We start from the raw sequence: 24,364 nt of genomic DNA, 5'->3' as shown, positions 1-24,364 counted from the left end.
AAAATAAAAAATTCTATATAAAGATTATAAATTAGATAAAAACGCTTTATATAATGCATTTTTATTTATAAATATCCCGCCAAAAGCCCACTCTATAAAATTCACAGCTCCTGAAATCACCACGGAGCGTTACACACTTTTATCATGCTAACCGGCTATAAGTTCGAGTCCATCCGGGCATTGCGCAGTGAAAATGTGATTGCCTGGGAGGTATTGTCCACGGCAAAGCCCCACGTCAATCTTGAAGACTACTTTAGCTCAATGCCCTCTACGCAGCGTAAAGAACACTTCTTTGCGCAGCTTCGCCATACCCTGTCTTGCGAAGAAGGCGACAAGTTTTACCTCAACGCGACATCGGATTTACTGCTGGAACCGGACTTCCTCGACAGGCTGAAAGAAGAAACCTCCTGCCCGGAGAGGCTGGCTATCGAAGTTACCGACCTCCATACGATGGTACAACTCGACGAAATGCAAAGCCGATCTCTGCGAACAAGCATCGCGATGCTCCATCAGTGGGGCATAGAAGTGTGGGCCGACGACGTCTGCGAAGACATTCTCCCCGAGCTGCTTGCCAGCCAGATCCGCTTCTGCGGCGTCAAGATAGACAAACATACCTTCTGGAGCGGACGTACCGAGCAGGCGAAGTTCCTGCATCTCACCCGTCAGTACAAGCGTGTCGCCAGTAAGGTACTCATAGAGGGCATCGAAACCGCGGGCGATTTCGCGCTGGCCCGCGCCAGCGTGGCCGACTACGGCCAGGGTTATCTGTGGGGTATGAAATGACGCCTTTCATCCGGAATGCGGGCTATCAGGTCATCGTTCTGAGCAGCAACGCGTTTTTTTGGCTCGGCCTCCATTCGATAATAGCGACGGCCGTGTCCCCTCGTCCTGAAGCGTACTGGATCAACAACGTCACGCCAGAAGGGCTGCTGCGCCTGCAGGAGCTGCTCAACGCGCACGTCGGGCAGAGCTGGCTGTTATTTACGGACACGGCCTGGGTCAACGACATTAACGCCTTGCCGAGCAGTGAGCGGGTCAGAGTGGTCCCGGGCAATGTTTCCCTTGCCCAGCTGAGCCACTGCTTTAGCGACATGACCTTCTCTTTCGACAATACCGCCACGCTCACGTACCAGGAAATGCGGGTTTGCATGCTGTTTCACAAAGGTTTCAGCCAGGTGCGTATCGCACAAATCCTCAATAAGTCACCGAAAACGATCTACACCCACAAGCGTAACGCGATGAACAAATTTTGCTGCCATAGCCTTGCGGAATTCCATCGAAAACTCTGCCTGCTGGACGCTCTGGCCACTTCTTTGTAATTGCACTGTTATTCACGTCAGGAAATAAGCTTATGAAAATTATCTCAACTATCGTATGTTGCTCCGCTCTCCTGCTTCCTGCCGCTGCGATCGCCGCAGACAGCACCGCAAGCGCGACGATGCACGTTTCACTTGAGGTGGTAAAATCCTGCACCCTCAAAGCCAACGACCTTAATTTCTCACGCCACGGCTCGGATGAATCAAGCGAAATTCAGGCCAAAACGCAGGTCGATATTGTCTGTACCAACGGTACGCCGTTCACCCTCTCCGCCACCAGCAACGATAACAGCGAAAACGGCACCTTCTGGCTGAAGCCTGAAAACGGTGAAACGGGCGCACAGAAGATTGCATGGAAACTTTTTGCCGATGAGGGCAAACAGACGCAGATCACCAGCACCGATGGGCTGACCGATACCGGCAACGGTATGGAGCAGGAAGAGACGCTGTATGGCGTGATTGACGCAGGGGCGCTGACGACCGCGCAGGCGGGCGCCTACAGCGATGATGTCACCTTAAATCTGGTGTATTGATCATGCGACGCTGTCTTCCCTGCTTCATTCTGTGGCTAGTGATGCTGACGCTGCTGTCGCGCTACGCGCTGGCCGCCACGCTTCAGGTGGCCCCCGTGACGCTCGATCTCCAGAGCGGCCAAAGAGCATCCGCGGTCTACCTCACTAACAGCGGTAAAGCGGCCATCCATGCCCAGATTCGGGTTTACGAATGGACCCAGCAAAACGGCAAAGATGTGTTAACGACCACCGACGAGGTGGTCAGCAGCCCGGCGATGACCTCCCTGGCGCCGGGCCAGCAGCAGCTGGTGCGAATCATCGTTATGGAGCCCGGCATCCGTGAACAGGAGCAAAGTTACCGGCTGGTCATTGATGAGCTGCCGGATGCACCGGCCCGTGCGGCCAATCCCAACGGGGTGCACTTTCTGCTGCGCTACTCGATTCCCGTCTTTATTGCCGGAAACCAGAATACGCCCGTCAGCCGCGATGCCCTGAGCTGCGAACAGGCGGAGACCCCGGGAACGATCCGCTGCTTTAACGCCGGAAACAGCCATATTCGCCTGAGCCACCTGCAGGCCCTGACGGCCAGCGGGCAGGTTGTGGGATCGGTGAAAGGGCTGGCGGGCTACGTGCTGCCGGGACAGACCGCGCTTGTGACACTTAAGCAGGCCTCACACCACACGCTCAGCGCGCTGCGCGCCTTTCTCAATGATGACCACCATGCCAGCCAGATCCCCCTGCGCCCGCTCGCTACTCGCGCTCCTGCTTTGGCTACCGCTCATGCTGTCAGCCCGGGCTGAACCCGCCGCAGACACCGTACAATGGCTGGCCATCACGGTGAATCACGCTCCCCGAGGAGAGCTGTGGGCCTGCCGGGTAGTGGATGAGGCGCTGTGGATTGACCGGGACGATCTCAAAAAGCTGGGGCTTCACGCCCCGGATGACCACAGCGAGTGGGTTGAACTGACGTCCCTGCCGGGCCTGAAGGTTAGTCTTAATTTACATGCCCAGCAGGTCTCCCTGACCGCCGACGCAAAGGCGCTCGACGGCCAGCAGCACCTGACTACTGAGAGGCCGACCGCGCAGTACCGCTATCCCGAGGCGCAGCCCATCAGCGCGTTTACGCTCGGGTATGCCCTCTATGCCAGCAATTCCCAAGGAAACCGCCAGCTTAACGCCCAGACCTCGCTGACCGCATCCGGGGCGCTTCCCGGCACCTTCAGCAGCAGCTTTTCAAGCCATGTCGGAGAGGAAAACAGCGCGGGTCGCCCCAGCCACACGCGTCTTGAAACCCGCTGGCAGTGGGACAACACCGACTCGCTGACCAGCCTGGCGCTGGGCGACAGCATCACTACGGGCACCCGCTGGAGCCGGCAGGTACGTTTTGGCGGCCTGCACTGGGCGCGGAATTTTGAGCTCAATCCGCAGCTCAACACCGAACCGCGCAGCCGCTACAGCGACACTGCCGTCCTGCCTTCAACGGTCGATCTTTACATCGACGGGCTGAAGCAGAGCAGCCAGCGCGTGACGCCAGGGGATTTTCTGCTGGATACCTTGCCCTCCTTCACCGGAAGCGGACAGGCGCAGGTGGTCATTACCGACATCAACGGTCAGCGTCGTACCGTACAGCTCGATCTCTACGGCGCGCCGGGGATGCTGGCGGAAGGGCTTAGCAGCGGCTCGCTGGATATCGGCTGGATGCGGCAAAACTACGCCCTGCGCTCCAATGACTATGCCCCCTCGCCCGTGCTCGACGCGGGCTGGCGCTATGGGGTGAATAACCGGCTGACGCTGACGCTGCATACGGAACAGCAGAGCAAACTGCACAATGTCGGGACAGGCGTCGACTGGCTGATCTCGCCCGACATAGGGATTGTTAGCCAGCATGTTGCTTTCAGCGACAGCCCCTACGGTCTGGGAAAACAGTGGGGCCTTGGCTGGCAATGGAACGGCGGCGGAACGGGCATCTCTGCCAGCACCGTCCGTACCGATGCCGACTTTGCCGATAACGCCCGCACGATCGGTGCCCTGCCGGTCAGACGCAGCGATAGCGTCTGGCTAAGCCGCTCCGTTCCCCATTTCGGTACCGTAGGCGCAGGCTGGGTGCAGCAAAACATTCAGGGCAGCAGGCAGCGCTACCTCAACGCCTCCTGGTCCGTCTCGCTGCCGGCCCACCTCTCCACCACGCTGAGCTATACCCGTTCGTTTACGGATTCGTCGAGTAACGTTCAGCTTATGCTATCGGTACCGTTAGGTCGTGCGGATACCCTCTCCGTTCAGACCAGCCGCGAGACGTCGCGCATGGATTATCGCCACCAGCCGGACGATCGGCTCGGCGGCTGGTCATGGCAGCTGGGGCAAAGCGTTGGTGGGCGCCGGGACACCTATGCGGACGTGGGCTATCTGGGCCATGCAGGCGAGTGGCACGTCGGGCTGGAGCAAGGCGCTAAGCTTGGCAACCAGTACGCCTCCGCCGAAGGCAGCCTGACTCTGCTGGACGGCAGCCTTCACGCCCTCCGCTATAGCCAGCAGGGGCTGGCGCTGGTCTCCACTCACGGCATTGGACACGTGCCGGTGATGCTGGAAAACCGCCCGGCAGGCGAAACCGATGAAAACGGTTATCTGCTGCTGACCGACCTGCCGCAATACCACAGCAGCAAAGTCAGCATCAATCCGCTGGCTCTTCCGGCCGACGTGATGGCCCCCGTCACCGACATGAATGCCATACCGGGCAACGGCAGCGCGGTAAAGGTCGATTTTAACGTCCATCACGCCGTGACGGTTCAGGCCCGGCTGGTTGACAGCCGCCACAAGCCGCTCCCGCTGGGCAGCATCGTTTCAACGCCACGCGGCGCGACCATCGTCGGACGCGACGGTTTTATCTGGCTTGAAGATCCGCCCCTGCCGGGTGAGCTGGTGGTAAAAACCGGCGAGGGGGAGTGCCGGGTCACGCTTCCGGCCCCGCGCACCGCGTCATCAATTCAGAATATCGGAGAACAACTGTGTCATTAAGAGCACCGTTATTGCTGCTGCTCGTGCTGTCCATGAAGGCGATGGCGGCAGCATGCTGGATAACCTCACCCGCCGTTATCAACTTTGGCAGCGTCATAGCGGGCAATGCCGCCTCGACCAACACCGAGGTAAAATTTAGCTGTCAGGCCGACAATAACGGCACGATGGAATATATCAACGTCTGCCTGAGCAGCATTGATACGCCGCCCTTTCAGATGCTCTCGAACGGGGACCAGGAGGGGAAACAGTACATTCTGCTCTTTCGCCTGCTTAACGGCGTCGCGCGTTCTCAGGAGCTGGGCCCCGCCAGCAGAGGGGACCTCATTCAGCAGACCCTGACTGCGGAAAGCAATGCCAGCGTCAGCGGTAGCTTTCCGCTTATCGCCATCCTCCCGGCCGGGCAAAACCAGCTGCCGGCGTACCACTATTACAACTACAACATGAATCTGCGCATTGCCTGGCACAGCGCCACCCGTCAGGAGGCGCTGCAAAACTGCTCGGACGGATCCGCGGAGGGAGAGCAGGTGCAGGGTGGCACCAACGCGCAGGCCGAGATCGGCCAGGGTTGCTTCATAGAACGCGTCACGCCGCTTAACTTTGGCACGCTGAACAGCACCGCCACGCTGCGCCCGACGCGTTCCACGGCAACGCTCACCACGCGCTGTCCGGCCGGCACGGCGTTTACCCTTGCCATGGGCAACGGCAACCATGCCAGCGGCACTCAGCGGCAGCTTTGCAACGATGAAGGCCAGTGCCTGCGCTACGGGCTCTGGCAGGATGCCGCTGCCACGCAACGCTGGGGCGACTGGCGCAGCGGCGATGCGCTGCACGTCACCAACCCTACAGGCGGCACTCAGAGCTTCACCGTTTACGGAGAAGTCCCGGCGCAGCCGCTGAGTGGTACCGGGGAATTTATTGACGACGTGATAATTACGCTGACTTATTAAACCACTCAAAATCCCGTCTGGATCAATGTTATCGGTAACAATGGCGTTAAAATAGCCAGCAGGCTCTGCTTAGAAGATGTAAACACCTTCTCTTTTTTCATTATCTCTGTCTGTTTTACAACAACTTATGAAATACCTGCTTGCTGACGCCATCGTCTACAACGACGAGGACGGTTCTGTTTCTCTTATCAATGCGCCGGATGAGGATGCGCAGATCCTCACCTGTACGGCCAATACCCTCTTAAAGCTGCTGGTCCAGCATCATGGGAACGTGGTTGAACGGGACACCTTTCTCCATGAGGTCTGGGATCGGCGTGGGCTCCAGGGTTCGAACAATTCGTTAAACCAGTACATCAGTATTTTGCGCAAAATGCTGGCAAGCCTGCTTCCCGACGCGCTGTTTATCGTCACCGTCCCTAAGACGGGCTTTATGCTCAGCGCCGACGTCACGGTAACTTCTCTGGAGGAATCGCCCCCGGCCGCCAAAACGGCGAAACCGGCATGGCGCGTTCGACCGGAACTGCTGTTCTGCGGCGCGCTTACCCTGGCGATAGTGACGCTATGCCTCTGGATAACGGCGATCAAGCCGGAAAACCCGCAGCGGGAAATCCATCTGCTGACCCATATCGGCACCTGTCCGGTCTACACCTTTACGCCGCTGGCGGATGTGTTTCATGAAAAGGCGATTACCCTGGCGCAAACCCTTCAGCAGGACGGTCATCTCCCGTGTCTGAAAAATTCCATTTTCTATATGCACATCCAGAGAACACTTTTCTACGGCCACGAAGGGCGGCTGGTGCTTTCCCAGTGTTCCCTCACGCAGGGCAAAGCGAGCGCCTGTCGTACGCTTTACTATTATGAGTGGTGATATGCGACAGATAAAAATTTGGCTCATTCTGATCTTTAACCTGATGCTGGCCGGCGCCGCGCTGGCGTGGTACTTCTACACGCCGCCGCTGTCGGTGGCGTGCGACGGTAACCTTACCTTCTCCGACAGGCGCGACAATCACGATTTCACCTTTGATGGGGAGATCATCATGCGGTTTCACCCCGACAAAACCGGTTACATCACGCTGAACGGCAACGTCGAGAACGCCCCGCAAAAATGGGAAGTGTCCCGGCAGGAGATGTTTAAATGGCGGCACGTGGAGGGGGAACTGTATGAGATCGTCATTCAAAAAGTGGAGCGTTTTAGCCACGACGCGATGCCGCCCGGCGTATTTGAAAAATACGTGGCCGGCCTGACGCTGGGGAAAAAAAGGCTCCTGACGATAGAGCGCACGCCGCAGGATGCGCTGGTGATTAGCAACTTTTACTCGCCGGTGCTGGTCTGTTCGGAATAATGCCGGGAGGTCAGGCTATACTTCCCGCCATGAACATTTACATCCGCCCTACCACCAGCGACGACGTTGCCGCTCTGCCCGCCATAGAACGCGCGGCGGGTGAGCGTTTTCGTGACGACCCGGATCTCGCCTGGCTTGCCGATGGCGAGGTCATTTCCGCTGAACAGCACCTCGACTATGCCGAACGGGGGCTAAGCTGGCTGGCGCTGGCGAACGACCGTCCGGTGGGGTTTATCCTCACTGAAGCGCACCCTTCGTCGCTGTTTATTGTGGAGCTCTCGGTCGATCTGGCCTGGCAGGGAAAAGGGATTGGTCGGCAGCTCATCGCCCGTGCGGCTGACCATGCCCGTAAATTGGGGCTGACATCGCTGACGCTGACGACGTTCCGCAACGTGCCGTGGAATGCGCCCTTCTATGCGCGGATGGGGTTTGAAATAATGACGACGCTGACGCCTGAATTGCGTGAAAAACGCGAAGAAGAGACGGCGCACGGTTTAGCGTATGAATCGCGCTGTGCCATGCGCCTGCCTCTTAACCGTAGGCCGGGTAAGGCGTAGCCGCCACCCGGCACAACGCGCTGGATCAGAACGTTTCCCAGTTATCGCCCGCGTCCGCCGTCGCGACTTTACGCGACATCGCCGGCGCGGCAACGCTTTTCGCGGCAGCGAACTCGCGCGCCTTCATCTGCTCCTGCTGAATGCGGAACACCGCCACGGCCTGCGTCAGGCGGCTCGCCTGCTCTTCCAGCGCCGCCGCCGCCGCGGCTGACTCTTCCACCAGCGAGGCGTTCTGCTGGGTCACGCGGTCCATCTCTGCCACCGCCAGACCCACCTGGTCAATACCGCGGCTCTGCTCGTCGGACGCAGACGCAATCTCGCCCATGATATCGGTCACGCGGGTCACCGCATTCACGATCTCGCCCATGGTTTCACCGGCGCTTTCCACCAGCGTAGAGCCCACTTCCACGCGTCCCACGGAGTCTTCAATCAGGCTCTTGATCTCACGTGCTGCCTGGGCGCTGCGCTGGGCCAGGTTACGCACTTCCCCTGCTACCACCGCAAAACCGCGGCCCTGCTCGCCCGCACGCGCCGCTTCTACCGCCGCGTTCAGCGCCAGGATGTTGGTCTGGAAGGCAATGCCGTCGATCACGCTGATAATATCGGCAATTTTCTGCGAACTGCCCGCGATGTCACGCATGGTCTGCACCACGTTGTCCACCACCTTGCCGCCCTTCTGCGCGGTTTCAGACGCGCTCAGCGCCAGGTGGCTCGCCTGACGGGCGTTTTCGGCGTTCTGCTTAACGGTTGCCGTCAGCTGCTCCATGCTGGCAGCGGTCTCTTCCAGGGAAGCGGCCTGCTGTTCAGTACGGGAAGAGAGGTCGTTATTGCCCATCGCGATTTCGCTCGCGCCGCTGTAGATAGCGTTCGCGCCGTTACGCACGTCGCCCACGGTACGCACCAGCTCGCCCTGCATATGACGCAGCGAGTCGGCCAGTTCGCCCATCTCGTTAGAACCTTCCACGTCAATGCGCTTCACCAGGTCGCCGCTGGCGATGTGACGAATATTGTCGATGAGGCGCGTCAGCGGAGAGATCAGCGCCTGCTTGATACCCAGCCAGACGGCCACGATCACCACCAGCACGGCAACCAGCACGCTGATCAGCACCCAGATCGCCTGGCTGAAGGAGCTGTTGCTGTCTTCAACCGCCATCTGGTACAGCCTGTCGTTCTGCTGCAGGTAGCTCACGTACTGCTTCTCGAATCCATCCTGGTAACTCTGGGTCGGCTGGTCGAAGAAGGCGTTGATTTTGCCCGCCCCCAGCAGCTGAATCAGCTCAGCCAGCGCACCGTGGTAGATATCGTAGTTACGTTTGATTTCCAGCGCAGCGGCGTCGCTCTGACGCGGATCGCGCGGCAGGGCTTCATAGTCAGCCCAGTTTTTTTCCGCCTGTTTCAGCGAGGCAGACGCAATCTGCATCAGATCGTTAACGGTCGCGCCGCTGCCGATGTTGTTCTGATCCATCATGTAGCGGATGCCCGCGCGGTTCAGGGTATTACGGGTTTGCAGCAGCGCAACCCAGCTCCCGTTAAGGGTGGATTGTTGCTGACGAATGGTTTGCAGAACGGTGAAATTCTCTTTGTCATTCTTCAGAGCATTAAAGAAAAGACCACCGGATGTGAGTTGTAAAAGGCCAAATATAGCTAAAACCAGCATTAAGCTGGTGACAATCTTGATACGGTTTAACATGTTTTCTCTTTCCTCAGACAGATACAGAATTTTCGGCCTGGCAAGGGAAAACTTTACGAAAATCATCCTGGAATTTGTGGTTTTTACTCTTCTTCCCGCGCTGCGTTATGCCGGTTTCCGAGTTCAATAAACTCTTCCAGCAGCGCCGTCAGCTGCTTCATCTTCTCCGGCGTGTATTCCGCCTCAATCTGCTGATACGCCTCTTCCACCTGCGCCTGGGCGTGCTCGTACAGCGCATTCCCCTCTTTGGTCAGCGACACGTACAGCTTGCGCTGGTCGTTCACCGGCTTTAAGCGCAGCACCAGGCCGTCGCGCTCCATGCGCGTCAGAATGCCGGTCAGGCTCGGGCGCAAAATGCAGGTGCGAAACGCCAGATCGTGAAAATCCATCGACGGATGTTCAGCCAGCACGCGCACGATGCGCCACTGCTGCTCGGTGAGGTTATGCCGTTTCACAATCGGACGGAAGTAGGACATCGCCGCTTCCCGCGCCTGCAATAGCGCGATGGTTAATGAATCATGCATAGCCTCTCCCCTTAACATCATTAACAAGTAAACAATTCATAAAAGATGTTTTTATAAACAACATGTTTTCTGCCAGAAAGTCTAACAGAAACCCATCAATTTTATTAACCATCTGATTTACATAGTAATAAAAAACAATATGTAAATTTATTGTTATTCATATCACAAATTCTTCACTTCTGATTGCGAAATAAACAGCAAAAGCATAAAAACAGATCATTAACATATTAATGAAATCATAACCCGGACCGTCGGGGTGAGGAGTAGGTGAATGAAAGGTACCGTTTTTGCCGTCGCGCTGAACCACCAAAGCCAGCGAGAAGCCTGGGCTGAGGCGTTTAAAAAAGCCCCTTACAACACGCCGCCAAAAACGCCGGTGTGGTTTATCAAACCGCACAACACGGCGATCCGCGCGGGCGAACCGATTCCCTTCCCTCAAGGGGAAACGGTGTTAAGCGGCGCGACGTTGGCGCTGGTCGTGGGGAAAACCGCCAGCAGGGTGCGCGTGGAGGAGGCAGCGGAATACATCGCGGGATATGCGCTGGCCAACGAAGTGAGCCTGCCGGAAGAGAGCTTCTACCGCCCGGCCATCAAGGCCAAATGCCGGGACGGCTTTTGCCCGCTTGGCGAACTCGCCGCCGTTGATAACGTCGACAACCTGACCATCATCACCGAGATCAACGGCCGCGAAGCGGACCACTGGAACACCGCCGACCTGCAGCGCAGCGCCGCCGAACTGCTGAGCGCCCTGAGCGAATTCGCCACCCTCAATCCCGGCGATGCGATCCTGCTCGGCACCCCGCAAAGCCGGGTTGAGATCCGCCCGGGCGATAGCGTGCGGATCCTGGCGGAAGGTTTCCCGCCGCTGGAAAACCCGGTGGTGAACGAGCACGACGTAGCCCTTGCCCACCGCACGCCTGCGCACGCCACGCTGTTCGCCCTCGGCCTGAACTATGCGGACCACGCCAGCGAGCTGGACTTCAAGCCGCCCACCGAGCCGCTGGTGTTTATCAAAGCGCCGAACACCTTCAACGGTGACAGCCAGACCTCGGTGCGCCCGAACAATATCGAATACATGCACTACGAGGCGGAGCTGGTAGTGGTCATCGGTAAAACCGCGCATAAGGTGAGCGAAGCCGAGGCGATGGAGTATGTGGCGGGCTACACGGTCTGCAATGACTACGCCATCCGCGACTATCTCGAAAACTACTATCGCCCGAACCTGCGGGTAAAAAGCCGCGACGGGCTAACGCCCATCAGCCCGAACATCGTGCCAAAAGAAGCCATCCCCGACCCGCACAACCTTCGTCTTCGCACCTTCGTCAACGGCGAGCTGCGCCAGGAAGGGACCACGGCGGATCTGATCTTCAGCATTCCGTACCTGATTGCGTACCTGAGCGATTTTATGACCCTGCAGCCGGGCGACATGATCGCCACCGGCACGCCGAAGGGGCTGTCTGACGTGGTGCCGGGGGACGAAGTGGTGGTGGAAGTGGAGGGCGTGGGCCGCCTGGTGAACCGGATTGTCAGCGAGGAGACTGCAAAATGAAAAAGATTAACCACTGGATCAACGGTAAAAACGTCGCCGGAAGCGAGTACTTCCACACCACTAACCCGGCCTCCGGCGAGGTATTAGCGGAAGTCGCCTCCGGCGGTGAAGCCGAGGTTCATCAGGCCGTTGCCGCCGCTAAAGAAGCGTTCCCGAAATGGGCCAACCTGCCGATGAAGAAGCGCGCGCGCCTGATGCGTCGCCTGGGGGATCTGATCGACCAGAACGTGCCCGAGATCGCCGCCATGGAGACCGCCGACACCGGCCTGCCAATCCACCAGACCAAAAACGTGCTCATCCCGCGCGCCTCGCACAACTTCGAGTTCTTCGCCGAGGTGTGCCAGCAGATGAACGGCAAAACCTACCCGGTCGACGACAAGATGCTCAACTACACGCTGGTGCAGCCGGTGGGCGTCTGCGCGCTGGTCTCGCCGTGGAACGTGCCGTTTATGACCGCTACCTGGAAGGTCGCGCCCTGCCTGGCGCTGGGCAACACCGCGGTGCTGAAGATGTCTGAACTCTCCCCGCTGACCGCCGACCGTCTGGGCGAGCTGGCGCTGGAGGCGGGCATTCCGGCGGGCGTGCTCAACGTGGTGCAGGGCTACGGGGCGACGGCAGGCGACGCGCTGGTGCGCCACCACGACGTGCGCGCCGTCTCCTTCACCGGCGGCACCGCCACCGGGCGCAACATCATGAAAAACGCCGGGCTGAAGAAATACTCCATGGAGCTGGGCGGCAAATCCCCGGTGCTGATTTTTGAAGATGCCGACATCGAGCGCGCGCTGGACGCCGCCCTGTTCACCATCTTCTCCATCAACGGCGAGCGCTGCACCGCGGGCTCGCGCATCTTCATCCAGCAGAGCATCTACCCGGAATTCGTCAAGCGCTTCGCCGAGCGCGCCAACCGCCTGCGCGTGGGCGATCCGACCGATCCGAACACCCAGATTGGCGCGCTCATCAGCAAGCAGCACTGGGAGAAAGTCTCCGGCTATATCCGCCTCGGCATTGAGGAAGGCGCAACCCTGCTGGCGGGCGGGCCGGACAAACCGACCGATCTGCCTGCACACCTGAAGGGCGGCAACTTCCTGCGCCCGACCGTACTGGCGGACGTCGACAACCGCATGCGCGTCGCGCAGGAGGAAATCTTCGGGCCGGTGGCCTGCCTGCTGCCGTTTAAGGACGAGGCGGAAGGCCTGCGCCTGGCGAACGATGTGGAGTACGGCCTGGCGTCGTACATCTGGACCCAGGACGTCAGCAAGGTGCTGCGCCTGGCGCACAGCATCGAAGCGGGCATGGTGTTCGTCAACACCCAGAACGTGCGCGACCTGCGCCAGCCGTTTGGCGGCGTGAAGGCCTCCGGCACCGGGCGCGAGGGCGGCGAGTACAGCTTTGAGGTGTTCGCGGAGATGAAGAACGTCTGCATCTCCATGGGCGACCATCCGATTCCAAAATGGGGGATCTGATCATGGGAAAATTAGCGTTAGCGGCAAAAATCACCCACGTCCCGTCGATGTACCTCTCCGAGCTGCCGGGCAAAAACCACGGCTGTCGGCAGTCGGCCATCGACGGGCATAAAGAAATCAGCAAGCGCTGCCGGGAGCTGGGCGTGGACACCATTATCGTGTTCGACACCCACTGGCTGGTGAACAGCGCGTACCACATTAACTGTGCGGACCATTTTTCAGGCGTCTACACCAGCAACGAGCTGCCGCACTTTATCCGCGACATGACCTACGACTACGACGGCAACCCCGAACTCGGCCAGCTGATCGCCGACGAGGCGGTGAAGCTCGGCGTGCGCGCCAAAGCGCACAACATCCCGAGCCTCAAGCTGGAGTACGGCACGCTGGTACCGATGCGCTACATGAACGCGGATAAACACTTCAAAGTGGTCTCCATCTCGGCGTTCTGCACGGTTCACGACTTCGCCGACAGCCGCAGGCTGGGCGAGGCCATCGTCAGCGCTATCGAAAAATACGACGGCACCGTGGCGGTACTCGCCAGCGGCTCGCTGTCGCACCGCTTCATCGACGACCAGCGCGCGGAAGAGGGGATGAACAGCTACACCCGCGAGTTCGACCGCCAGATGGACGAACGGGTGGTGAAGCTGTGGCGCGAGGGCCAGTTCAAAGAGTTTTGCAGCATGCTGCCAGAGTACGCCGACTACTGCTATGGCGAGGGAAACATGCACGACACGGTGATGCTGCTGGGGATGCTCGGCTGGGACAAATACGACGGCAAGGTGGAGTTTCTCACCGATCTGTTCGCCAGCTCCGGCACCGGCCAGGTTAACGCCGTTTTCCCGCTGCCCGCATAAGGAGCCACCATGCCGCACTTTATAGCTGAATGCACCGACAACATCCGCGAGCAGGCCGACCTGCCGGGGCTGTTCGCCAAAGTTAACGACGCGCTGGCCGCCACGGGCATCTTCCCGCTCGGCGGCATCCGCAGCCGCGCCCACTGGCTGGATACCTGGCAGATGGCCGACGGCAGGCACGATTACGCCTTTGTGCACATGACGCTGAAGATCGGCGCCGGGCGCAGCCTGGAGAGCCGGGAAGCCGTGGGTGAGATGCTGTTTGCGCTGATCAAAGCGCATTTTGCAGAGCTGATGGCGAGCCGCTATCTGGCGCTGTCTTTCGAGCTCGACGAGCTGCACCCGACGCTCAACTACAAACAAAACAACGTGCACGCGTTGTTTAAGTAACGCGCACGGTCTGTCCCCTCTCCCTTTGGGAGAGGGTTAGGGTGAGGGGAAATCTCTGCGGCCTGATGCCCTCACCCCGACCCTCTCCCACAGGGAGAGGGAGAAAACAAACGTACAACAGGATATCGCCATGCTCGATAAACACACCCATACCCTGATCGCCCATCGCCTGCATCAGGCCGAACAATCCCGGGAGCAGATCCGCGCGATCTCCCTTGAGTACCCGGAGATCACCATTGAAGACGCCTACGCCGTCCAGCGCGAATGGGTGAGTCTGAAGATTGCCGAAGGCCGCGTGCTGAAAGGCCACAAGATTGGCCTCACCTCGAAGGCGATGCAGGCCAGCTCGCAGATCAGCGAGCCGGACTACGGCGCGCTGCTGGACGACATGTTCTTCCACGACGGCAGCGACATCCCCGTCGATCGCTTTATCGTTCCGCGTATCGAAGTGGAGCTGGCCTTCGTGCTGGCAAAACCGCTGCGCGGCCCGAACTGCACGATCTTCGACGTTTACAACGCCACGGACTACGTCATCCCCGCGCTGGAGCTAATCGACGCCCGCTGCCACAACGTCGACCCGGAGACCCAGCGCCCGCGCAAGGTGTTCGACACCATCTCCGATAACGCCGCCAACGCCGGAGTGATCCTCGGCGGCCGTCCGATTAAGCCCGACGAGCTGGATCTGCGCTGGATCTCCGCCCTGCTCTACCGCAACGGCGTGATTGAAGAGACCGGCGTTGCGGCAGGCGTGCTTAACCACCCGGCGAACGGCGTAGCGTGGCTGGCGAACAAGCTGGCCCCGTACGACGTGCAGCTTGAGCCCGGCCAAATCATCCTCGGCGGCTCCTTTACCCGCCCGGTGCCCGCCAGCAGAGGCGACACCTTCCACGTCGACTACGGCAGTATGGGCTCCATCAGCTGCCGCTTTGTGTAAGGAGACAACCATGCAAAACGCATTCAAAGCGGCGCTGAAGGCGGGCCGTCCGCAAATCGGGCTATGGCTGGGGCTGACCAGCAGCTACAGCGCCGAACTGCTGGCCGGAGCAGGCTTCGACTGGCTGCTGATCGACGGCGAGCATGCGCCGAACAGCGTGCAGACCGTGTTAACTCAATTACAGGCCATCGCCCCCTATCCCAGCCAGCCGGTGGTGCGCCCGTCGTGGAACGATCCGGTGCAGATCAAACAGCTGCTGGACGTGGGCGCGCAAACCCTGCTGGTGCCGATGGTGCAAAACGCCGACGAAGCGCGGCTGGCGGTGAGCGCCACGCGCTATCCGCCTGCGGGCATTCGCGGCGTCGGCAGCGCCCTGGCAAGAGCGTCGCGCTGGAACCGCATTCCGGACTACCTGCATCAGGCTAACGACGCCATGTGCGTGCTGGTGCAAATCGAAACCCGCGAGGCATTGAAAAACCTGCCGCAGATCCTGGACGTGGAGGGCGTCGACGGCGTGTTTATCGGCCCGGCGGATCTGAGCGCCGACATGGGTTTTGCGGGCAACCCGCAGCACCCGGAGGTGCAGGCCGCCATTGAGCAGGCGATCGCGCAGATCCGTGCGGCGGGCAAAGCCCCCGGCATCCTGATGGCGAACGAGCAGATGGCAAAACGCTATCTTGAGCTCGGCGCGCTGTTTGTCGCCGTCGGCGTCGACACTACCCTGCTCGCCCGCGGCGCCGAAGCGCTGGCGGCGCGCTTTATCGAACAACCGGTTACGTCAGTGAATAACAATAAATCCGTCTACTAAACGTAAGATCTGGAGCGCAGCATGACGACCTCTACCCTGCAAGATAAGAAAGCTATAGAACATCGCGCGATCAACAAGCTGTTCCGTCGTTTGATCGTATTCCTCTTTATCCTGTTTGTTTTCTCGTTTCTCGATCGCATCAATATCGGCTTTGCCGGGCTGACGATGGGCAAAGATCTGGGCCTCACGTCGACCATGTTTGGCCTGGCCGCGACGCTGTTTTACGTCACCTACGTGCTGTGCGGGATCCCGAGCAACATCATGCTGGCGAAGATCGGCGCACGGCGCTGGATCGCCGGGATCATGGTGGTGTGGGGCATCGCCTCCACCTGCACCATGTTCGCCACCAGTCCGGAAACGCTTTACGTGCTGCGTATGCTGGTGGGCATCGCCGAAGCTGGCTTTCTGCCTGGGATCCTGGTCTACCTCACCTGGTGGTTCCCCGCCTATCACCGCGCCCGCGCCAACGCGCTGTTTATGATCGCCATGCCGGTAACCATGATGCTCGGCTCGATCCTCTCCGGGTATATTCTGGCGATGGACGGCCTGTGGAACCTGAAGGGCTGGCAGTGGCTGTTCCTGCTGGAAGGGCTGCCGTCGGTAGTGCTCGGCGTGGTGACCTGGTTCTACCTCAACGACACGCCGGATCAGGCCACCTGGCTGGACGACGATGAAAAGCAGGCGCTGAAAACGATGATCGCCCGCGAGCAGGAGATCGCCATTGCCCAGCCCGTCACGCCGCGGTCGACGCTGCGCGAGGTGCTGACCCCTGCGGTGCTGCTCTACACGCTGGCCTACTTCTGCCTGACCAACACGCTGAGCGCCATCAACATCTGGACGCCGCAGATCCTGCAAAGCTTCAACACGGGAAGCAGCAATATCGTCATCGGCCTGCTGGCGGCGATCCCGCAGTTTTGCACCATCCTCGGGATGATCTGGTGGAGCCGACGCTCCGACAGGCTGAAAGAGCGAAAAAAGCACACCATCCTGCCGTACCTGTTCGCGGCGGCGGGATGGATGCTGGCCTCCGCGACGGATCACAGCCTGATCCAGCTGCTTGGCATCATCATGGCCTCAACCGGATCGTTTACCGCCATGGCGATATTCTGGACCACGCCGGACCAGGTTATTAGCCTCCAGTCCCGCGCGGTGGCGCTGGCGGTGATCAACGCCATCGGTAACGTCGGATCCGCCGTCAGCCCGCTGCTTATTGGGATCCTGCGCGACGCGACCGGCAGCTTCAGCTCCGGGCTGTGGTTTGTGGCCGGGCTATTGGTGGTCGGCGCGCTGGTGCTGACGCGCATTCCGATGACGCAGCGGGATCGGCAGAGGAGCGGCCATGTGCCAGAGCCCCATCGCCAACATTGATATCAGCAAGGAGTACGACGAAAGTCTGGGCACCGACGACGTGCACTACCAGTCGTTCGCGCGCATGGCGGCCTTTTTTGGCCGCGACATGCAGGCGCATCGTCACGACCAGTATTTTCAGATGCACTTTCTCGACACCGGGCAGATTGAGCTCCAGCTCGACGACCACCGCTATTCGGTGCAGGCGCCGCTGTTTGTGCTGACGCCGCCGTCGGTGCCGCACGCCTTTATCACCGAATCCGACAGCGACGGCCACGTGCTGACGGTGCGCGAGGATCTGATCTGGCCGCTGCTTGAGGTGCTCTACCCCGGCACGCGGGAAGCGTTTGGCCTGCCGGGGATCTGTCTGTCGCTTGCCGACAAGCCGGACGAGCTGGCGGCGCTGAAGCACTACTGGCAGCTGATCGCCCGGGAATCCACGGAGCAGCTGCCGGGGCGCGAGCACACGCTGGTTCTGCTGGCGCAGGCGGTGTTTACCCTGCTGCTGCGCAACGCGAAGCTCGACGACCACGCTGCCAGCGGTATGCGCGGCGAGCTGAAGCTGTTCCAGCGGTTTACCCAGCTGATTGACGAGCATTACCACCAGCACTGGACGGTGCCGGAATACGCCAGCGAGCTGCACCTGACCGAATCCCGCTTGACCGATATCTGCCGCCGCTTCGCCAACCGCCCGCCGAAGCGGATTATCTTCGACCGCCAGCTGCGGGAAGCCAGACGGCTGCTGCTCTTCTCCGACAGTACGGTCAGCGAGATCGCGTGGCAGCTGGGGTTTAAGGATCCGGCCTACTTTGCCCGCTTTTTCAATCGCCTGACGGGCTGCTCGCCCAGCGCGTATCGGGCGCAGAAAGTACCGGTGTCGCCTGTTCCCCTCACCCCTGCCCTCTCCCAAAGGGAGAGGGAGTAACCGTCCCCTCTCCCTTTGGGAGAGGGTTAGGGTGAGGGAAATCACACTCTGCGATCTCTCGCGAAAAGTACCCGCCGTTGTCCTAATCGTCCCTTCACGTTACGCCCCTCTCAGGCTTCAATTAAACAACAAAAACAAAACATAAATTTAACAAACCATTTTCCGATACGAGGTCCCTATGAAGCCTGAAGAGTTCCGCGCTGATGCCAAACGTCCGTTAACCGGTGAAGAGTATTTAAAAAGCCTGCAGGACGGTCGTGAGATTTATATCTACGGCGAGCGCGTTAAAGACGTCACCACCCATCCGGCGTTTCGCAACGCGGCGGCCTCCATCGCGCAGATGTACGACGCCCTGCACAAGCCGGACATGCAGGACACGCTGTGCTGGGGCACCGACACCGGCAGCGGCGGCTACACCCATAAGTTCTTCCGCGTGGCGAAAAGCGCCGACGATCTGCGCCAGCAGCGCGACGCCATCGCCGAGTGGTCGCGCCTGAGCTACGGCTGGATGGGCCGCACGCCGGACTACAAGGCCGCGTTCGGCTGCGCGCTCGGCGCTAACCCGGCCTTCTACGGCCAGTTCGAGCAGAACGCCCGTAACTGGTACACCCGCATCCAGGAAACCGGCCTGTACTTCAACCACGCCATCGTGAACCCGCCGATCGACCGCCACAAGCCAGCGGACGAGGTGAAGGACGTCTATATCAAGCTGGAGAAAGAGACCGACGCCGGGATTATCGTCAGCGGTGCGAAAGTCGTCGCAACCAACTCGGCGCTGACCCACTACAACATGATCGGCTTCGGCTCCGCGCAGGTGATGGGCGAAAACCCGGACTTCGCGCTGATGTTCGTCGCGCCGATGGATGCCGAAGGCGTGAAGCTCATCTCCCGCGCCTCTTATGAGATGGTGGCAGGCGCCACCGGCTCCCCGTACGACTACCCGCTCTCCAGCCGCTTCGACGAGAACGACGCGATCCTGGTGATGGATAACGTGCTGATCCCGTGGGAAAACGTGCTGATATACCGCGATTTCGACCGCTGCCGTCGCTGGACGATGGAGGGCGGCTTCGCCCGCATGTACCCGCTGCAGGCCTGCGTGCGTCTGGCGGTGAAGCTCGACTTCATCACCGCCCTGCTGAAAAAGTCCCTTGAATGCACCGGCACCCTGGAGTTCCGCGGCGTGCAGGCGGATCTCGGCGAAGTGGTGGCCTGGCGCAACATGTTCTGGGCGCTGAGCGACTCCATGTGCTCCGAAGCCACCCCGTGGGTCAACGGCGCGTACCTGCCGGACCACGCGGCGCTGCAGACCTACCGCGTGATGGCCCCGATGGCCTACGCGAAGATCAAGAACATCATCGAGCGTAACGTGACGTCCGGGCTGATCTACCTCCCGTCCAGCGCGCGGGATCTGAACAACCCGCAGATCGACCAGTATCTGGCGAAATACGTGCGCGGCTCCAACGGCATGGATCACGTCGAACGCATCAAGATCTTAAAACTGATGTGGGACGCCATCGGCAGCGAGTTTGGCGGCCGCCACGAGCTGTACGAAATCAACTACTCCGGCAGCCAGGACGAGATCCGCCTGCAGTGTCTGCGTCAGGCACAAAGCTCCGGCAACATGGACAAGATGATGGCAATGGTCGACCGCTGCATGTCCGAGTACGACCAGCACGGCTGGACGGTGCCGCACCTGCACAACAACAGCGATATCAACATGCTCGACAAGCTGCTGAAATAGCGCAGCGGGAGGTTGCAATGCATTCAGATGAACAACGCCTGCGTTTTCGCGACGCAATGAGCAGCCTGTCGGCGGCGGTCAATGTGGTCACCACCGAGGGCGACGCCGGACGCTGCGGCATTACCGCCACCGCCGTCTGCTCGGTGACGGATACCCCGCCGTCGGTAATGGTCTGCATCAACGCCAACAGCGCCATGAACCCGGTCTTTCAGGGCAACGGCAGGCTGTGCGTCAACGTGCTGAACCACGAGCAGGAGATCATGGCCCGCCACTTCGCCGGGATGACGGGGATGGCAATGGAGGAGCGCTTTGCCCTCTCCTGCTGGCAGAAAGGCCCGCTGGGGCAGCCGGTGCTGAAAGGCGCGCTGGCGAGCCTGGAAGGCGAGATTAGCCAGGTGCAAACCATCGGCACCCATCTGGTTTATCTTGTCGAAGTGAAAAACATCATCCTGAGTGACGCGGGACACGGCCTGATCTACTTTAAGCGCCGTTTCCACCCGGTCATGATGGAGGTGGAAGCCGTCGAGTGATCCCCCTCGCGCTGGCCTTTTTTCGGGCCAGCGCCGCTTTCTACAAAAATTCCTAAGGTTTCCGCTAAATCACGCCGTTATACATCCATAAGAGAAATTTTCTGTGCCTGAATACTGACATCTCCGGTCAGCGCTTTTTGCATTGTTCAGCGCATACCCAATATACAGGAAGACCTTATGGCTAAAACGACGCGGAGCCGCTCGGCTGAACGTCTGGTCGATATTCTCCTTGAGCTACATTTACACGGCGTGGTAAACCGCAGTGCGCTAATGGAGAAATTTAAAATTACCGAGCGTACCGTCTACCGGGATTTAAATGCGCTCTCGCCCATTGTTGAACATACCGGTAACGGGCTATATCGACTGATCCACTCCGCCCAATCTCCCGGCGGGCAGGGATTACATCACGCTCTGGCTAACTTCCTGAATGCCGATAATTTTTTCCCTGAGAGAAATACGGACTTCTGGCAAAAGCTGGAGGCGCGCGTCGACGAAAACCATATTCTTATCCTTAGTAATGACGCAGAGCACACGGTGCAGCGTGATATCCGCCGCCATTTAGCGAAAATCGAGAAATCGATTAAGAACCAAAATGTCTGTCAGATCGTTTATAAGGGTAAAACCCGTCTGATTAATCCCTATAAACTCATTAACAAAAAAAATATATGGTATTTACAAGCTACCGAAAATAGCCGGTTGAAATCCTTTTCATTAAGCCAGATTAGCTGGTTTGATATTCAAAAAACCTTTTTCACCCCTGATGAAAATGTTCGGGAACTGCTGGAAAAAAGCCTCGACCCGTGGGTGTCAGAAAATACTTTCACCGTGAAAATATTCATTAAGGATAATATTTCACATTACTTCCTGCGCCGCGATCTTCTGCCGGAACAGGAGCTGCTGGAGGAACAACGCGGCGGCGTCACGCTGCGCTGCCAGGCGGCACACGAAAACCAGATCCTGCCGCTGCTGTTCTACTGGCTGCCGAACATTCAGATCCTGGAGCCGAGCTGGCTGAAGGAGAAGCTCATCAAGACGCTGGAAAGCTACCTGTCGATGGAGCGCAGCCCGGAAAATCACGTGATCTCAATCACATAATTGCCCCCGCCAGCGGCGAGCCTGAACCACTCGCCGCGTTCTTTGACCGCTCACCCGTCACTTTCAACCACTCACGCATTTACCGTCCTTTACGCGCGCGCGGATCTGGCACGATCGCTCCAGCATTAATCAATACCTCCTCACAACGAACCCTGACCCTTTTTTCTTTACATAAAAAACCAGGTCTTACTATGGATACTAAAAAACTACTTAAGCACGTGCCCTGGGCCTTACTCGGGATCCTCGGTGCTTTCTGTCTGGCGGTTGTCGCATTGCGCCGGGGCGAACACGTAAGCGCCCTGTGGATCGTGGTCGCGTCGGTCTCCGTCTATCTTGTGGCTTATCGCTACTACAGCTTGTACATCGCGCAAAAGGTCATGAAGCTCGACCCGACGCGCGCCACCCCGGCGGTCATTAACAACGACGGCCTGAACTACGTGCCAACCAACCGCTACGTGCTGTTTGGTCACCACTTTGCCGCCATTGCAGGCGCGGGCCCGCTGGTCGGCCCGGTGCTGGCCGCGCAGATGGGCTACCTGCCGGGTACGCTCTGGCTGCTGGCGGGCGTGGTGCTGGCGGGTGCGGTGCAGGACTTTATGGTGCTGTTTATCTCCTCGCGCCGTAACGGCTCGTCGCTGGGCGAGATGATCAAAGAAGAGATGGGCCGCGTGCCGGGCACTATCGCCCTGTTTGGCTGCTTCCTGATTATGATCATCATCCTGGCGGTGCTGGCGCTGATCGTGGTGAAAGCGCTGGCCGAAAGTCCGTGGGGCGTCTTTACCGTCTGCTCCACCGTACCGATTGCGCTGTTCATGGGCATCTACATGCGCTTCCTGCGCCCTGGCCGCGTGGGTGAAGTGTCGGTTATTGGTATCGTGCTGCTGGTCGCCTCCATCTACTTCGGCGGCGTGATTGCGCACGACCCGTACTGGGGCCCGGCGCTGACCTTTAAAGACACCACCATCACCTTCGCGCTGATCGGTTACGCGTTCGTTTCCGCCCTGCTGCCGGTGTGGCTGATTCTGGCTCCGCGCGACTACCTGGCGACCTTCCTGAAAATCGGCGTCATCGTCGGGCTGGCGATCGGGATTGTGATCATCAACCCTGAGCTGAAAATGCCGGCGGTGACTCAGTACATTGACGGCACCGGTCCGCTGTGGAAAGGCGCCCTGTTCCCGTTCCTGTTTATCACCATCGCCTGCGGTGCCGTGTCCGGCTTCCACGCCCTGATCTCCTCCGGCACCACGCCGAAGCTGATGGCTAACGAAACCGACGCGCGCTTTATCGGTTACGGCGCAATGCTGATGGAGTCCTTCGTGGCGATCATGGCGCTGGTTGCGGCCTCAATTATCGAGCCAGGCCTCTACTTCGCGATGAACACGCCGCCGGCGGGTCTGGGCATCACCATGCCAAACCTGCATGAGATGGGCGGGGAAAATACCGCGCTGATCATGGCGCAGCTGAAAGAGGCCAGCGCACACGCGGCGGCGACCGTTAGCTCCTGGGGCTTCGTGATCTCGCCTGAGCAGATCATGCAGACCGCGAAAGACATTGGCGAACCGTCCGTGCTGAACCGCGCAGGTGGCGCACCGACGCTGGCCGTGGGTATTGCACACGTGTTCCACAAAGTGCTGCCGTGGGCGGACATGGGCTTCTGGTACCACTTCGGTATTCTGTTTGAAGCGCTGTTCATCCTCACCGCGCTGGATGCCGGTACCCGTGCGGGCCGCTTCATGCTGCAGGATCTGCTGGGCAACTTCGTGCCGTTCCTGAAGAAAACCGACTCTCTGGTAGCGGGCGTTCTGGGTACTGCCGGCTGCGTAGGCCTGTGGGGCTACCTGCTGTATCAGGGCGTTGTCGACCCGCTCGGCGGCGTGAAGAGCCTGTGGCCGCTGTTCGGTATCTCTAACCAGATGCTGGCAGCCGTCGCCCTGGTGCTGGGCACCGTCGTCCTCGTGAAGATGAAACGCACCAAATACATCTGGGTGACCGTGGTGCCTGCACTGTGGCTGCTGCTCTGCACCACCTGGGCGCTGGGCCTGAAGCTGTTCAGCACCAACCCGCAGCTGGAAGGCTTCTTCTTCATGGCTAACCAGTACAAAGAGAAGATTGCCGCAGGCGGCGCGGACCTCACCGCGCAGCAGATTGCCAACATGAACCATATCGTGGTGAACAACTACACCAACGCGGGTCTGAGCATTCTGTTCCTGGTGGTGGTGTACAGCATTATTTTCTACGGCATCAAAACCTGGATGAAAGTGCGCAACACCGAAGGCCGTACGGATAAAGAAACCCCGTACGTGCCGGTACCGGAAGGCGGCGTGAAGACCTCTTCACACCATTAATCCCCCCCCCTCACCCTATCCCTCTCCCCTTTGGGGAGAGGGCAGGGGTGAGGGGCTTTTCCTGTCTGGAACCCTCAATGTTTGGTAACTTAGGCGAAGCGAAAAAATACCTCGGTCAGGCGGCGAAAATGCTGATTGGCATTCCGGACTATGACAACTACGTTGAGCATATGAAGACCAACCATCCGGATAAGCCGTACATGACCTACACCGAATTCTTCCGCGAGCGGCAGGAAGCGCGCTACGGCGGAAGTGGAGAAGGCGGCGTCCGCTGCTGCTAAAGGAGAGACCATGACCCCGATTGCCGTTACCCTGCTGACCGGTTTCCTCGGCGCCGGTAAGACCACCCTGCTGCGCCACATCCTGAATGAACAGCACGGCTTCAAAATCGCCGTCATCGAAAACGAATTTGGCGAAGTCTCCGTTGACGATCAATTAATCGGCGACCGCGCCACGCAGATCAAAACCCTGACCAACGGCTG

25 protein-coding genes are annotated in these 24,364 nt (G+C 59.3%); 23 read left to right on the top strand and 2 right to left on the bottom strand.

Going from position 1 to position 24,364, the window contains the following annotated elements:
* The first annotated feature begins 144 nt into the window (after nt 1-144).
* The 9 genes from UTO39_RS09860 (at nt 145) to UTO39_RS09820 (ending at nt 7,687) form a co-directional block, all read left to right on the top strand.
* Nucleotides 145-783 carry an EAL domain-containing protein gene (locus UTO39_RS09860; protein WP_320727091.1) on the top strand — a complete coding sequence of 213 codons (639 nt, stop codon included), beginning with the start codon at nt 145-147 and terminating at the stop codon, nt 781-783.
* Nucleotides 780-1,319, top strand: coding sequence for a helix-turn-helix transcriptional regulator (locus UTO39_RS09855; RefSeq protein ID WP_320727090.1), 540 nt, complete (start codon nt 780-782; stop codon nt 1,317-1,319). Before UTO39_RS09860 ends, UTO39_RS09855 begins: the two co-directional genes overlap by 4 nt.
* A 32-nt stretch (nt 1,320-1,351) precedes the next feature.
* The gene (locus tag UTO39_RS09850; RefSeq protein ID WP_320727089.1) at nt 1,352-1,849 is read left to right on the top strand and encodes a spore coat protein U domain-containing protein; all 498 of its coding nucleotides are present in this window, start codon (nt 1,352-1,354) and stop codon (nt 1,847-1,849) included.
* 2 nt (nt 1,850-1,851) lie between these two features.
* Complete coding sequence (locus UTO39_RS09845; RefSeq protein WP_320727088.1) at nt 1,852-2,628, top strand: fimbria/pilus periplasmic chaperone; 777 nt, start codon at nt 1,852-1,854, stop codon at nt 2,626-2,628.
* A complete protein-coding gene (locus tag UTO39_RS09840) occupies nt 2,549-4,840 on the top strand; it encodes a fimbria/pilus outer membrane usher protein (protein ID WP_320727087.1) in 2,292 nt (763 codons plus the stop codon). Before UTO39_RS09845 ends, UTO39_RS09840 begins: the two co-directional genes overlap by 80 nt.
* Complete coding sequence (locus UTO39_RS09835) at nt 4,831-5,787, top strand: spore coat U domain-containing protein (RefSeq protein WP_320727086.1); 957 nt, start codon at nt 4,831-4,833, stop codon at nt 5,785-5,787. The genes UTO39_RS09840 and UTO39_RS09835 overlap by 10 nt, the downstream gene beginning before the upstream one ends.
* A gap of 127 nt (nt 5,788-5,914) precedes the next feature.
* Nucleotides 5,915-6,655: a winged helix-turn-helix domain-containing protein gene (locus UTO39_RS09830; RefSeq protein ID WP_320727085.1), complete on the top strand. Its 741-nt coding sequence runs from the start codon at nt 5,915-5,917 to the stop codon at nt 6,653-6,655.
* A 1-nt stretch (nt 6,656) separates the two neighbouring features.
* Nucleotides 6,657-7,130, top strand: a complete 474-nt coding sequence (locus UTO39_RS09825) for a hypothetical protein (RefSeq protein ID WP_061099332.1) — start codon at nt 6,657-6,659, stop codon at nt 7,128-7,130.
* Nucleotides 7,131-7,159: 29 nt separating this feature from the next.
* Nucleotides 7,160-7,687: a GNAT family N-acetyltransferase gene (locus tag UTO39_RS09820; RefSeq protein WP_320727084.1), complete on the top strand. Its 528-nt coding sequence runs from the start codon at nt 7,160-7,162 to the stop codon at nt 7,685-7,687.
* A 25-nt stretch (nt 7,688-7,712) separates the two neighbouring features.
* Here UTO39_RS09820 and tsr read toward each other — a convergent pair whose 3' ends face one another.
* Nucleotides 7,713-9,377 carry a methyl-accepting chemotaxis protein gene (tsr, locus tag UTO39_RS09815; RefSeq protein ID WP_266179336.1) on the bottom strand — a complete coding sequence of 555 codons (1,665 nt, stop codon included), beginning with the start codon at nt 9,375-9,377 and terminating at the stop codon, nt 7,713-7,715.
* An 83-nt stretch (nt 9,378-9,460) separates the two neighbouring features.
* Nucleotides 9,461-9,901: a homoprotocatechuate degradation operon regulator HpaR gene (gene hpaR, locus UTO39_RS09810; RefSeq protein WP_023334396.1), complete on the bottom strand. Its 441-nt coding sequence runs from the start codon at nt 9,899-9,901 to the stop codon at nt 9,461-9,463.
* Nucleotides 9,902-10,172: 271 nt separating this feature from the next.
* On the opposite strand from hpaR, the gene hpaG reads away from it, so the two are divergent.
* The 14 genes from hpaG to UTO39_RS09740 all read left to right on the top strand — a co-directional run.
* On the top strand, nt 10,173-11,450 hold the full coding sequence (gene hpaG / locus UTO39_RS09805) for a 4-hydroxyphenylacetate degradation bifunctional isomerase/decarboxylase (RefSeq protein WP_320727083.1): 1,278 nt from the start codon (nt 10,173-10,175) through the stop codon (nt 11,448-11,450).
* On the top strand, nt 11,447-12,913 hold the full coding sequence (hpaE, locus tag UTO39_RS09800) for a 5-carboxymethyl-2-hydroxymuconate semialdehyde dehydrogenase (protein WP_320727082.1): 1,467 nt from the start codon (nt 11,447-11,449) through the stop codon (nt 12,911-12,913). Before hpaG ends, hpaE begins: the two co-directional genes overlap by 4 nt.
* Before the next feature lie 2 nt (nt 12,914-12,915).
* Nucleotides 12,916-13,767, top strand: coding sequence for a 3,4-dihydroxyphenylacetate 2,3-dioxygenase (hpaD, locus tag UTO39_RS09795; RefSeq protein WP_061099337.1), 852 nt, complete (start codon nt 12,916-12,918; stop codon nt 13,765-13,767).
* Between the two features lie 9 nt (nt 13,768-13,776).
* Nucleotides 13,777-14,157, top strand: a complete 381-nt coding sequence (locus UTO39_RS09790; protein WP_320727081.1) for a 5-carboxymethyl-2-hydroxymuconate Delta-isomerase — start codon at nt 13,777-13,779, stop codon at nt 14,155-14,157.
* Nucleotides 14,158-14,287: 130 nt separating this feature from the next.
* A complete protein-coding gene (gene hpaH, locus UTO39_RS09785) occupies nt 14,288-15,091 on the top strand; it encodes a 2-oxo-hept-4-ene-1,7-dioate hydratase (protein ID WP_061099339.1) in 804 nt (267 codons plus the stop codon).
* Nucleotides 15,092-15,101: 10 nt separating this feature from the next.
* Nucleotides 15,102-15,899, top strand: a complete 798-nt coding sequence (hpaI, locus tag UTO39_RS09780) for a 4-hydroxy-2-oxoheptanedioate aldolase (RefSeq protein ID WP_320727080.1) — start codon at nt 15,102-15,104, stop codon at nt 15,897-15,899.
* 21 nt (nt 15,900-15,920) lie between these two features.
* Nucleotides 15,921-17,267, top strand: coding sequence for a 4-hydroxyphenylacetate permease (gene hpaX, locus UTO39_RS09775; protein ID WP_320727079.1), 1,347 nt, complete (start codon nt 15,921-15,923; stop codon nt 17,265-17,267).
* The gene (gene hpaA / locus UTO39_RS09770) at nt 17,239-18,171 is read left to right on the top strand and encodes a 4-hydroxyphenylacetate catabolism regulatory protein HpaA (protein WP_266179343.1); all 933 of its coding nucleotides are present in this window, start codon (nt 17,239-17,241) and stop codon (nt 18,169-18,171) included. Before hpaX ends, hpaA begins: the two co-directional genes overlap by 29 nt.
* Nucleotides 18,172-18,349: 178 nt before the next feature.
* The gene (gene hpaB / locus UTO39_RS09765) at nt 18,350-19,912 is read left to right on the top strand and encodes a 4-hydroxyphenylacetate 3-monooxygenase, oxygenase component (protein ID WP_058678933.1); all 1,563 of its coding nucleotides are present in this window, start codon (nt 18,350-18,352) and stop codon (nt 19,910-19,912) included.
* Nucleotides 19,913-19,929: 17 nt separating this feature from the next.
* Nucleotides 19,930-20,442, top strand: coding sequence for a 4-hydroxyphenylacetate 3-monooxygenase reductase subunit (locus UTO39_RS09760; protein ID WP_320727078.1), 513 nt, complete (start codon nt 19,930-19,932; stop codon nt 20,440-20,442).
* 177 nt (nt 20,443-20,619) lie between these two features.
* Nucleotides 20,620-21,537, top strand: coding sequence for a WYL domain-containing protein (locus UTO39_RS09755; RefSeq protein ID WP_320727077.1), 918 nt, complete (start codon nt 20,620-20,622; stop codon nt 21,535-21,537).
* A 191-nt stretch (nt 21,538-21,728) separates the two neighbouring features.
* A complete protein-coding gene (locus UTO39_RS09750) occupies nt 21,729-23,882 on the top strand; it encodes a carbon starvation CstA family protein (protein ID WP_061099346.1) in 2,154 nt (717 codons plus the stop codon).
* Between the two features lie 77 nt (nt 23,883-23,959).
* Nucleotides 23,960-24,163 (top strand): YbdD/YjiX family protein, encoded by a 204-nt coding sequence (locus tag UTO39_RS09745; protein ID WP_003856610.1) that lies wholly within the window; start codon nt 23,960-23,962, stop codon nt 24,161-24,163.
* A gap of 10 nt (nt 24,164-24,173) precedes the next feature.
* Nucleotides 24,174-24,364: GTP-binding protein (locus UTO39_RS09740; RefSeq protein WP_316045185.1), on the top strand; the 191-nt coding region annotated here is incomplete at its 3' end.

Origin of the sequence: Enterobacter sp. 118C5, assembly GCF_034107645.1 — a bacterium.
GTDB lineage: Bacteria > Pseudomonadota > Gammaproteobacteria > Enterobacterales > Enterobacteriaceae > Enterobacter > Enterobacter nematophilus.
This window is presented reverse-complemented; position numbering and strand designations above follow the sequence as displayed.